Origin of the sequence: Enterobacter sp. MEB024 (assembly GCF_030209635.1) — a bacterium.
In the GTDB taxonomy this organism is placed as follows: Bacteria; Pseudomonadota; Gammaproteobacteria; order Enterobacterales; family Enterobacteriaceae; genus Enterobacter; species Enterobacter ludwigii.
The window spans coordinates 196,950-208,772 of the sequence record NZ_JARVRQ010000005.1 but is presented as its reverse complement, the minus strand read 5'-3'; the positions used below and the strand labels follow the sequence as shown (position 1 = coordinate 208,772).

11 protein-coding genes are annotated in these 11,823 nt (G+C 59.6%); 2 read left to right on the top strand and 9 right to left on the bottom strand.

The features are described from left to right. Nucleotides 1-100: 100 nt before the first annotated feature. Complete coding sequence (loiP, locus tag QRN24_RS10600) at nt 101-859, top strand: metalloprotease LoiP (RefSeq protein ID WP_020883714.1); 759 nt, start codon at nt 101-103, stop codon at nt 857-859. Between the two features lie 220 nt (nt 860-1,079). Then, a complete protein-coding gene (locus QRN24_RS10595; protein WP_020883713.1) occupies nt 1,080-2,348 on the top strand; it encodes an OprD family outer membrane porin in 1,269 nt (422 codons plus the stop codon). 59 nt (nt 2,349-2,407) lie between these two features. On the opposite strand, the gene QRN24_RS10590 is transcribed toward QRN24_RS10595, so the two are convergent. Genes QRN24_RS10590 through QRN24_RS10550 form a run of 9 tightly spaced genes read right to left on the bottom strand, consistent with a single transcriptional unit; the run spans nt 2,408 to nt 11,812 of the window. Beyond that, nucleotides 2,408-4,048: a thiamine pyrophosphate-binding protein gene (locus tag QRN24_RS10590; RefSeq protein WP_284942697.1), complete on the bottom strand. Its 1,641-nt coding sequence runs from the start codon at nt 4,046-4,048 to the stop codon at nt 2,408-2,410. A 13-nt stretch (nt 4,049-4,061) separates the two neighbouring features. After that, nucleotides 4,062-5,531, bottom strand: a complete 1,470-nt coding sequence (locus QRN24_RS10585; protein ID WP_063925576.1) for an aldehyde dehydrogenase — start codon at nt 5,529-5,531, stop codon at nt 4,062-4,064. 9 nt (nt 5,532-5,540) lie between these two features. Further along, on the bottom strand, nt 5,541-6,311 hold the full coding sequence (locus QRN24_RS10580) for an aspartate dehydrogenase (RefSeq protein ID WP_020883712.1): 771 nt from the start codon (nt 6,309-6,311) through the stop codon (nt 5,541-5,543). A 9-nt stretch (nt 6,312-6,320) separates the two neighbouring features. Then, nucleotides 6,321-7,115: an SDR family oxidoreductase gene (locus QRN24_RS10575; protein WP_014171544.1), complete on the bottom strand. Its 795-nt coding sequence runs from the start codon at nt 7,113-7,115 to the stop codon at nt 6,321-6,323. Further along, nucleotides 7,099-7,869, bottom strand: a complete 771-nt coding sequence (locus QRN24_RS10570) for an alpha/beta fold hydrolase (protein ID WP_049023385.1) — start codon at nt 7,867-7,869, stop codon at nt 7,099-7,101. The genes QRN24_RS10575 and QRN24_RS10570 overlap by 17 nt, the downstream gene beginning before the upstream one ends. Before the next feature lie 9 nt (nt 7,870-7,878). Then, nucleotides 7,879-8,409, bottom strand: a complete 531-nt coding sequence (locus QRN24_RS10565; protein WP_014171547.1) for a cupin domain-containing protein — start codon at nt 8,407-8,409, stop codon at nt 7,879-7,881. 10 nt (nt 8,410-8,419) lie between these two features. Continuing rightward, nucleotides 8,420-9,676 (bottom strand): MFS transporter, encoded by a 1,257-nt coding sequence (locus QRN24_RS10560; protein ID WP_032680325.1) that lies wholly within the window; start codon nt 9,674-9,676, stop codon nt 8,420-8,422. A gap of 25 nt (nt 9,677-9,701) precedes the next feature. Next, a complete protein-coding gene (locus QRN24_RS10555) occupies nt 9,702-10,889 on the bottom strand; it encodes an NAD(P)/FAD-dependent oxidoreductase (protein ID WP_284942696.1) in 1,188 nt (395 codons plus the stop codon). Further along, nucleotides 10,886-11,812 (bottom strand): VOC family protein, encoded by a 927-nt coding sequence (locus QRN24_RS10550; RefSeq protein ID WP_284942695.1) that lies wholly within the window; start codon nt 11,810-11,812, stop codon nt 10,886-10,888. Before QRN24_RS10550 ends, QRN24_RS10555 begins: the two co-directional genes overlap by 4 nt. Nucleotides 11,813-11,823: the final 11 nt, after the last annotated feature.

Below are 11,823 nucleotides of genomic sequence, written 5' to 3'. Positions count from 1 at the left end.
CCCGGCCCCGTAGATATTCCTTATACTTAGCCCGACCCCGGCTTCGTTGCCGGTGCACTTTTCAGATTTTATTCAGATTAACGAGTACGGAAGCGACATCATGAAAATGCGTGCAATAGTGCTGGCCCTGGGTACAACGCTCCTGCTGAGCGGCTGTCAGAATATGGATTCTAACGGCCTGATGTCCTCAGGCGCAGAAGCCTTTCAGGCCTACTCCCTGAGCGACGCACAGGTTAAAGCGCTGAGCGACCAGGCCTGTAAAGATATGGACGGAAAAGCCACGCTTGCCCCGGCCAATAGTACCTACACGCAGCGTCTGAATAAGATAGCCTCCGCGCTGGGTGATAACATTAACGGCCAGCCGGTGAACTATAAGGTGTACATGGCCAAAGATGTAAACGCCTTCGCGATGGCGAACGGCTGCATCCGCGTTTACAGCGGTCTGATGGATATGATGACCGACAACGAAGTTGAAGCGGTTATCGGCCATGAAATGGGCCACGTTGCACTTGGCCACGTGAAGAAAGGCATGCAGGTTGCGTTAGGCACTAACGCCATCCGCGCCGCGGCGGCGTCTACGGGCGGTATCGTCGGCAGCCTGTCACAGTCGCAGCTTGGCGATGTGGGTGAAAAACTGGTTAACTCTCAGTTCTCGCAGCGTCAGGAATCCGAAGCGGATGACTACTCCTACGATCTGTTGCGCAAACGCGGCATTAATCCATCAGGTTTAGCCACCAGCTTCGAAAAACTGGCCAAACTGGAAGCCGGTCGCCAGAGCTCTATGTTTGATGACCACCCGGCGTCAGAAGAGCGCGCACAGCATATTCGCGACCGTATGGCCGCAGACGGAATTAAATAATTCGAAAGGAGGCATATTTGCCTCCTTTTTATTTCGCATGAATTGTTAATTTAACCGCACATATCGGTAATAGTACTTGAGTACCTTTCTAAGCCGCGCAAACACTGGCTTATCGCCCTGAAACGTCTCGTCACATAATTATTGCAATCATTTACCATTCGGGTAATTATCGAGCTCGCAGTAATTCAATTTACAATATTAAGACAGAGACGTTCCCTCCGTGAAAAAAGAATTATCATTAATTGCGTTAAGTTTATTCGCCGCATTACCCGCCGTTGCAAGCCAGCAATCCGACAGCAAAGGCTTTGTTGACGACAGCCATTTAGATCTGTTTTTACGCAATGCGTATATCAGCCGTGATTATCATCAGGGCCAGCAGGACAAAGCCGAATGGGGTCAGGGTATCGTTGCCACGTTTGAATCAGGCTATACCGAAGGGCTGGTTGGCTTTGGTGTGGACGGCATTGCCCAGTATGGCGTGCGTCTGGACGGCGGTCGTGGAAAGAGCGGCGCGGGCGGCATTGACTTCTTTAAACAGGAAGACGATGGCCGGGCTAAATCCGATCTGGCGAAATTTGGCGCCACAGCAAAAATGCGTATTTCCAATACCGTGCTGAGCTACGGTAACCAGCGTCCGGAATTACCGATTGTTAATGCCGACAATTCCCGTCTGCTGTTTGAAAGCTTTACCGGCACCATGCTGACCTCAAAAGAGATCGCGGGTCTGGAAGTGAACGCCGGTTACTTCACCGATGAGCAGCGCAAAAGTGACGACCGCCACGACAGCGGCCTGAAGAGCCTCTCCTTCGGCGGTGCGAGCTACCAGTTCAACGACCAGTTCAGCGGTGCGCTGTATGCCTCTCATGTGGAAGAGGTGATGAACAAGCAGTACCTGGGAATGAACTTCAAACAGCCGTTCAGCACCGGGCAACAACTGGTGCTCGATTTCAACGGCTATAACTCACGCCTGGATCAGCGCTACGCAGACAGCCTTGATACCGGACGCAGCAATAGCATCTGGAGCCTGGCGGCAAGCTACATCTGGGATATTCATACCTTCAAGGTGGCGTATCAGCAGAGCAGCGGCAGCACCGGCTATCACTATGGCAGCTATCGCGATCAGGGTGGCGTAGGTGACGGCGGCAATACCATCTGGCTGGCGAACTCTTACTGGTCTGATTTCAACGGCGAAGACGAGCGCTCCTGGCAGGCTTCTTACGCGCTGGACTTCGGCGGTCTGGGTTTACCAGGCCTGAGCTGGACCACAGCTTACGTGCGTGGCGACAACATCAAGACCTCTGAAACCAGCAACGGTAAAGAGCATGAGTGGTTTAACCAGATCCAGTATCAGGTACAGGACGGCCCGGCTAAAGATCTGAAACTGAAACTCCGTTACTCCGTCCTGCGTGTGTCCAGCAACGCCAGCGACTATAACGTGGGCGGGGATGAGATCCGCGCGTACGTGGAATACCCGTTTAACGTGTTCTGATTAAGCCCCTCACCCGCCCTTCTCCCTAAGGGAGAGGGCTGGAGTGAGGGTAAACACGCTTAGTACAACGTCTTCTGCGGCGGCCCGGCAAACTTCAGGGCGCCAATCTGTCCCATCCGTACTTCCACTACCGACGGTCCTGGCATGGCAAGCGCTTCGGTCATCACTGCGTCAAAATCCTCCGCCCGTTCGACGCTCCACGCCTGTAACCCCATCGCATGCGCCAGCTGCGTAAAGTCCGGGGTATGCAGCTCGTTATAATACTGACGCCCGCCGAAATACTTATCCTGAATGCCGCGCATGACGCCGTAACCGCCGTCGTTCATCACCAGCAGCGTCACGTTGGCCTTCTCCTGCGCCAGCGTTGCCATCTCGCCCAGATTCAGGCTTACGCCACCATCACCCACCAGCCCCACCACTTTGCGTTGCGGGTTGGCAATCGCCGTGCCAATCGCCATCGGTAGCCCCATGCCGATGGCGCCTGCCAGCGAGTGAATGTTCATCAGCGGTCCATTGGCGCGGAACAAACGGCTCCCCCACAGGCTTCCGGAAACGGTGATATCACGAACCAGCAGGCCATCATGCGGCAGCGCGTTCTCGATGGCGTCGTTGAGCTTCGCATAAGCACCGCACTGCTCACGCAGTCCCGCAACGGCTTTCGCCAGCGCCTGCTGCACCTGCGTATCCCACTGTGCATCGCCCCATTCACGCCCCTGCGCTTTAGCCGCCAGCGCGGTTAACAGCGCCGCGCAGTCGGCCACAAGGGTTGTGTCCATCAGATAGTTGCGGCTCGCCGCCGCGGGGTCGATATCAATCTGGACGCGGGGATGCGGTAATTCAAGCGTCCACGAGCGGGTTTCGTTGCTGCGCAGGCGTGAGCCGGCGACCAGCGTAAAGTCGCACTGGGCGATCAACGCCTCAACTGACGGCGAGTTATGAAACGCCCGCAGGCTGGCGCGATGGCTGTCCGGCAGTACGCCGCGCGCGTGGGTGCTGGAGATAACCGTCACTCCCGCATCCGCCAGTTTTTTTACCGCATCAGCGCTACCGAGCGCTCCGCCCCCCAGCCACAGCAGCGGCTGTCTGGCCTGTTTAAGCTGCGCCCACAGCGTGTCGACAACTGTCATATCAACCGGTGAAACCGACGTCGGTTTCACCGGAGCGGTGATCAGCGACACGGGGATTTTCGCCCCCTGAATATCAATCGGGATCTCCACGGAGACCGGCCCGCACGGCGGAGTTTGCGCCTCCTGAATGGCCTTGTGAAGGATCGCGATCGCCTGGTTTGCGTTGCTGATGCGGTATGCCCGTTTTGAGCTGGCCTTCAGGAAGGTCAGCTGGTCGCGGGTTTCGTGGATAAAGCCGGTGTCGGCATCGAGCCAGGCTTTTTCCACCTGGCCGGTGATATGCAGCAGCGGCGTGCAGGCATTCATGGCTTCCACCAGCGCGCCGACGGCGTTACCCGCCCCGGCGCCGGTACTGGTCAGCGCCACACCGAGCCCGGAAAAACGGCCGTGGGCATCGGCCATGGTGACCGACCCCGCTTCGCCACGTGCGGGCACAAAGCGAATATTCCCGCGCTGCCCTACCGCATCGGCGATGGGTAAATTGTGGATGGAGATGACGCCGTAGATGGCCTCAACCTGATACTGCTCCAGCGTTCTGGCGATGGCGTCGCCGACGGTTATCATTTCGCTCATTACTCACCCTTTCTCAGTCGCACCAGTGGTTGACGCTGTTACCCGTCGCCAGATAAATGCTCTTTTGCTGCATCCAGGCTTTCAGCCCCTGAATGCCCTTTTCGCGGCCCAGACCGCTCTCTTTAAAGCCCCCAAACGGGGTCGAAATCGCAAACACTTTGTAGGTGTTTATCCACACCGTGCCCGCTTCAAGCTGCTCGCTCAGCCGCAGGGCGCGCCCGGTATCCCGCGTCCAGATCCCGGCGGCAAGGCCATAAACGGAGTCATTCGCCTCACGGATCAACGCGGCTTCATCGCTAAAGGGCATCGCCACCAGCACCGGGCCGAAGATCTCCTCCTGACAGGCGCGCGCGCTGTTGGTCAGGCCTTCAATGATGGTGGGCTGGAAGTAACTGCCGTTTGCCAGCAGTGGATCGGCAGGGATCTCCCCGCCACACAGCACGCGGCCGCCTTCACGCTTTGCCAGTTCAACGTAAGCCTGCACGCTCTGGCGGTGCGCATCGTTAATCAGCGGCCCCACATGGGTGCCGTCGGTAAAGGGATGCCCGACCCGCAGGCCGCGCGTTAACTCGAGCAGCCTCGCCATCAGTGGGGCGTAAAGGCGCTCATGGATAAAGAGCCGCGAACCGGCAATGCAGGCCTGACCTGCCGAGCTGAAAATGCCGTAGCAGATCCCGCGCGCAGCCAGCTCAACGTCGGCATCTTCCAGTACGATGGTCGGGGATTTACCGCCCAGTTCCAGCGAGGCCGGGATCAATTTTTCCGCCGCCACGTGCGCCAGATGACGGCCCGTGGTGGTGCCACCGGTAAAGGAGATTTTTCGCACTTTCGGGTGACGCGCCAGCGCATCGCCAATCACCGAGCCTTTGCCCGGCAGCACGCTCAGCAGCCCGGCGGGTAAGCCTGCCTGCTCAAAAATACGCGCCAGCTCCAGCGCCATCAGCGGGGTGGCTTCGGCTGGTTTGAGAACCACCGCGTTACCGGCAGCAATGGCCGGCGCCACTTTCTGCATTTCGCTGGCAATGGGGGAATTCCAGGGCGTGATAGCTGCCACCACGCCGAGCGGTTCATATCGGCTGAGGGTAAGCACATCAGGCTGGCGTGGTGTCGGCAGTTCACCTTCCAGCAGCTCGCAGGCGGCGGCAAAATAACGCGCCGTGCCTGCCGCGCTCATCACCAGACCCCGCGCTTCCGCCAGCGGTTTACCGTTGTCGCGACTCTGCATGCGGGCCAGTTCATCGACGCGGGATTCGATCAGATCCGCCACCTTATGCAGGATCTTCGCACGCGCATGCGGCAGGCTGTTACGCCAGGCAGGATCGCGCCACGCGCGCTCTCCGGCGTCGATAGCCTCCTGCAGATCGTCCAGGCTTGCCGCGTGGAGCGTGGCGTTCACCGCACCGTCTGCCGGGAAATGGCTCTGCATCAGGTTACCGCCGCCACGCCGCCAGTTGCCGCCAATGAAAATGTTAAGATCGTCCATCGTCGCTCCTCAGCGCTGCGTCAGTTCACGGCAGGCGCGAACCGCGCTGAGTGCCGCCAGGGTGGAGGTTTTGGGGTTGCTGGCAAGCGGTAGCCCGCTCAGCTCCAGATGGAACTCGCCAAACATCCCTTCGACGTGCAGCGTGTGGGTATTGCGTTGAGTGGCCGGGTCCACCATCAGTTGCACGCGGGTGTCATCCATCCCCACGCCGCCAAGTGCCACGGTCGCCGCCACGTTGGCGTTGGCCGGAAACAGTCGTGCCGCTTCGCGTGCGCTGCCTTCAAAGAAGATCTGCGCCTCGGACACGGCGTTAAGATCGATAAGCTGCTCGGCATAGCTGCCGCGCCAGCTGGCCGGGCTTTTACGCGACTGGTAGGTCACCTTCTCAAGCCCGCCCTCTTTTGCTGCCGCCAGGCCATCAATGCCCGCCACCGCACCGGAGAGCAGCGTCAGCTTTCCGCCTGCGTTAAGCAGACGCTGTTCCAGCGCGCTGTCTGCCAGCGCGCCGGTGGAGATCACCGCCAGATGCCATCCACGGCGTAAAATCGCTTCCCCGTACTGCGCCACCGCCTGCTGGCTGGCACATTCCAGCACCAGATCGGGAGTATCCGTACATAATGCGGGCGAGGTCAGTGCCACCACCGCATCGCCAAACTGCTGGCGAATCGCGGCATGATGCGTCTCGCGCGCCACGATCCAGCCGATGGCAACCTGCTCGGGCAGACGCTCAATGACCGCCTGCGCCATGGCACCGTAGCCGATTAACATGATTTTTTTCATGATGTGTCCTTACAGATGACGGCAGAAGCCGCCGGAAACGTCCAGCGCCGCACCGGTGGTAAACGAAGCCAGCGGCGAAGCGAGGAACAGCAGAGCCTGCGCAGGCTCCTGCGGCTTACCGAGACGCGCCATCGGAATGCCGCGTTTGCGGGCAATATCCGCCGTCCACTGCGGCCAGCTCTGACTTTTATCCGCCCGGTTCTCAAAGCGACGCCGCCACTGGCCGGATTCCACCATGCCAAGCAAAATGGAATTCACGCGGATACCCTTACTCACCAGCTCTTTCGAGAGCGTGAGCGTCATATTGAGCAGCGCGGCACGTGCTGCGGAGGTGGCAATCATGTGTTCCTCTGGCTGCAGCGCCAGCAGCGAGTTCACGCAGGTAATGGAGGCAATGTCCGATTGCTCCAGCTGCGGCTGAAAAGCCTGGACGGGGTTAATCACCCCAAACAGTTTCAGTTCGGCTTCATGCAGCCAGGCCTCGCGCGGGGTGTCATTGAAGTGCGCCACATACCCCTGTCCGGCGTTATTAATCAGCAAGTCTGTCCCGCCAAAGCGGGACTTAACGGCCTGGGCAAAGGTCTGAACCTGGTCTGCGTCCAGCACGTCGCAGCGGTGAGAGAAAATCTCGCCATCAGGGAATTCGTTTTGCAGCGACGCATGCGCGCTGGCAAGCCGGTCCGGGTCGCGGCCACAGAACGCCACTTTTGCCCCCTCGCCCAGCAGCAAACGCAGTGTTTCAAAACCAATGCCAGAAGAACCGCCGGTGACTACCGCTACGCGCCCGTCAATTTGTGCATTCATCGCGCACCTCTTCGTTGATACGTAAAAGCTGTTGATTAAAAAACGCGTCGTTATCGAGATAGCTGGCGTGCCCGGCCAGGGGAATCGCGGTAAACGGCATGCCGTAACGTAGCGCCAGCCCCTGAACCAGCTCAGGCTGGGTAATGGCGTCCTGCTCGCCGCACCAGACTTCAAAGTCACCGGCGTAACGCTTCAGCCAGCCGTGAATATCGTCATGTGCCAGCATCCATGCGGCAGCGAGGTAGCCTTCCGGGCGCAGTTTGCGCATGCCCGCCGCAACGGTGGCAATATCGTCCTCACGCGCGCCCGGGCGTAATAATTTAGCGGCCCGGGTTTGCGCCAGGATCTCGCCCCCAAGCGCCATCTGCTGCTCCCGGTTACGCCAGACCTGCTCGCGCTGCGCCGGCTCGGCCTGGCCGTAACCCTGCGCGGCATCGGCCAGCACCAGATGCAGCACGCGTTCGGGATACTTCGCCGCAAAGGCGCTTGCCACCAGCGCCCCAAGCGAATGCCCGACCAGAACGACCTGCCAGATGCCCGCGCGGTCCAGCATGGCCGCCAGCGCGTCGGCGTAATCCCCCGCGTTGGCGCGCTCAACCGCCAGCATCGGGCTTTCGCCATAACCGGGCATGTCCCACGCCAGCACGCGAAAACCGTTCAGCGCCATCTGTTTATGCCAGGAGGCAGCGCCGGAGCTGATGCCGTGGAGCAGCATCAGCGGGATGCCGCTTCCCTGTTCACGAAAGCCCGTCATCGCGCCCCCTTAGTTCCGCTTCACTTTCGACAGCGGGTGATCGGCCGGATAGGTCGGGATTTCCGGCTTGTTGGTGCCGAGCATCACGCACATCAGCGCCTCTTCTTCACCATGATTGAACAGACCGCGATAGATGCCCGGCGGAACGGAGATCAGATCGCGTTCGCGCAGCACGGTTTCGGTGTAGTGATCGCCGTCCTGGATCATCAGCGTGATCTGCCCTTTAAGCATGAAGAACACCTCTTCCACATCATCATGCAGATGCAATGGTCCCTCGCACTTCGACGGCAGCACCATGGTGGAGAAGGTAAAGTGCTCAGCCGGCACGGTATTGGTATCGCTTGCCACGCCCGTCGCCCCGGTACCGATGTAGCGCATCTGCGCACGGCGGTATTTAGGATCGAAATCGGCCTGGAACTTCAGCGCGTTCCAGTCATATTTACGCCCTTCAAAGCGCGCAATGCGCGACTCGACCCACTCTTCCATGGTCAGATGGTCAGGTTTAATGCCTGGTTTTGCAGTTACGGTTGAATCAGTCATGACACTCTCCTCAGTAACGTCTCAGCAGCGGCAGTAACAGGACGCAGCCCACCGCCGCCATCACCGCCAGAAAAATCAGCCCGGAATCCATGCTGTGGGTGAAGGCGATCAACGCGCCCATCACCGCCGGCGACAGCGCGCCCGCAAAGTTTCCCAGCCCGTTGAAAATACCGCCCGCCGTCGCGCTCACCCGGGGATGGGTCGCCTTCGCCAGCAGTGCGAAAATGTTCGGCGCACCGGTGCCCCACATAAAGGTGCTAAAGCTCATCGCCGCGATAACGGCCAGCGGGGTATCAAGATGCATGACCGCCGTCAGGCCTAATCCCGCGCCAGCCATCGAGATAAAGCAGGCCACCGCGCGTTTATCGACCCGGTCAGAAAGCCATGCGCCAATCACCTCACCCGCCAGCATGGCAATAAACGGCATCGACGACAGCCAGCCCGCGTGTTCAAGATGAATGCCTTTCCCTTTAATCAGGTAACCCGGCAGCCAGCCATTGATTCCCCACAGGTAGGTGAGAAACGCGATGTTAAAGATGCAGATAATCCAGAAGTGCGGGCTGACAAACAGCTCGCGCCGCGCGGCACGTCGTTCATCCTGTGATTCGCGATCCGCAGCCGGTTTGGCACCCAGATGGATCCCGCGCAGACCGATGCGCACGAACACCAGCACCGGCACGGTGAGCATCGCCATCACAAAGAAGGTGCTCTGCCAGCCGAAGGCATTCAGCAGCCAGATAGAAAGAGGGAAGCCAATCGCCGCGCCTACCGGGGTACCCAGCAGCCACAACATGGTCGCTCGCGCCTGCAGATGCTGCGGGAAGTTATGCCGCACAATGGCAAACGCCAGTGGAAACAGCGGCCCTTCTGCCACGCCCAGCAAAATGCGCAGGACGATCATGACCGTGTAGTTATGGGTAAATCCCATGGCCACCATCAGCACGCACCACACCACCATCATGCCGGTGAGCAGGCGAAGCGGCGCAATCTTGTCCCCCAGTCCGCTTAAAAAGACCGATGAGAAGCCGTAGCTCAGCAGAAAGGCGCTCATCAGAATGCCGAGGCGCGTGGTGTCAAAATCAATGCCCATCGCCTGCTGAAAATGGCTGTCGGAAAAGAGCGCCGCAATGCTGATTTTGTCGAAAAATGCCAGCAGCACGCAGGCCAGCAATGACAGCGGGATGGCCCAGCGCACCGCTTTTTCGGGCGTGCGGGTGCCCTCACCGCTTGCCTCAACCGGCGCGGTGTTAGTCTCAAATGTGGTCATGTCTCCCCCTACGGGTGCGGGTTAGCTATCGCAATGACATCAGTGAAAAAGTCGGGTCAGCCAGCGGCACATCGGACAGATCCCTTCCGGCAGCCATCCAGCGCTTCGCCAGCTTGACGGTACGCGCATCGTTGAACGCCACCAGCTGGGTCAGCCGTCCGTTTTCATCCAGTGAGAAAAACAGCGCATTATCCCGGGCAAGGGTTGTGCAGCCGGCCTGCGGAATACCGAGGATCTGAATGTTGTGCTGGTATTGATCCGACCACAGCCACGGCGCGTCGTCATAGCCGGGGGCATCGGGATTGAGCATCGCCTTTGCCGTGGCAACCGCCTGATTCTGGGCAAAGGCCCACGACTGAATGCACAGCCCATAGTGATGGTGCTGGGCCACATCACCGGCAGCAAAAATAAACGGATCCGACGTTCGCCCCTGAGCGTCCACCACGATCCCGCGCTCAGTCTGCAGACCCGCATCACGTGCAAGCTCCAGATTGAGATCAACACCGATCCCGACGACCACGGCATCAAAGGTTTCACGCTTGCCGTCACAGTGAATGACCGGCAGACCATTGTTATCTTCCAGCTCCAGCGCTCCGCAGCCGGTGCGGATATCCACGCCCTGTTCGCGGTGAAGTGTTTCCAGCTGCTGCGATACCTCGGCGCTCACCGAACGCATGCACAGCGCGGGCTGCTGCTCAAACAGCGTCACGGCGACGCCACATTTACGCGCGGAGGCCGCAATCTCCAGGCCAATCCAGCCTCCGCCGATAATCGCCAGGTTTTGACTCTCTGCCAGGCGCGCCTTCAGCCGCTGTGCGTCCTGCCAGTGGCGCAGGGTATAGACCTGCGGGTGGGCCGCCCACGCGTCGCCCGGCAGACGCGCCCGACCACCGGTAGCGATTAAAAGAATGTTGTAACTAAGGCATTCACCGTTGCTTAAGCGCACCGTTTGCGCGTGACGATCGAGAGATTCCGCGCGCACCGGCCGGCACCATGTCAGGTTCAATGCCTGTTGCGCCGCTTCAGGAAAGAGACGCGGTAGCGGCGCGTCCGGCTCCAGTAACGCAGCCTTGGACAGCGGCGGGCGTTCGTAGAAATCCCACGCCTCTTCCGCCACGACGCAAATCTCGCCGTCGAAGCCTTCGTCACGCAGGGTTTTCGCCGCCCAGCCACCTGCCTGACCACCGCCAATAATGACAATGCGCGAGGTCATACCGCCTCCGGCTTTTTCTGTTGACGGCGCGTGTCGTGGTCAATCCCACCCTCAACCGCCCACTCGGTGAATGACACCAGCGAATGTTCCAGCTCGCGCGGCTGCCAGTTTTCGGTGAGGTAATCATCGTTGGTGTAGTATTCAAACGCCCCGCCAGTTGGGCTGTTGACGTACCAGAAATAGGCCGAGGAGACCGGATGACGCCCCGGGCCAATAAAGGTGCTCCAGGCGTTTTTGTTCATCGCTATCCCACCGCCGATCACCTCGTGAATGTCGCGTACGGTAAAGGCAACGTGGTTCAGACCCCGCTTACGGTTAGGCAGCTGAAGAAGGAACAAGTTGTGATGCCCGCCGCGCACGCCACAGCGCAGGAACACCGCACGGTTGATGTAGCGGTCAGACACCTGGAACCCAAGCACCTCACGGTAGAACGTCTCCACCGCCGCCAGCTCCTCCACGAAGAACACCACGTGGCCCACGTTAATAGGCTGGGCGCGATCGTAGACCGGGCTTGGCGTGTCGATACGGCGGGCATCGCCCCACTGGTTAATCGGCTCGACGTTCAGCTCCACCGGCACCTGATGGCTGACCTGTACGCGTAAGGTCATGCCGTTCGGATCACGGCACTCCAGCGCGTCTCCCACCTCACGAAAACCGGGTTGCTTCGCAAGCTTCGGGCGCAGCGCCTCCAGATCGTCCCGGGTGGCGACTGCCCAGGTCATCCGGCGCAACGTATTTCCTGCTTCAAACGCTGGCGGCAGGTCAGGGCTGTCGACAGGATTAAGCTCCACGCGCGCGCCGCTCAGGGTAGTAAAACACTGGCCGCTGGCATCGCCCGTCAGGCCAAAATCACGCATAAATTTGGCGCAGTGCGTCAGGTTCTCGACGCCAAATTCCAGCTTTTCAATTCCGGTTATACACATCGTTCGTTGCC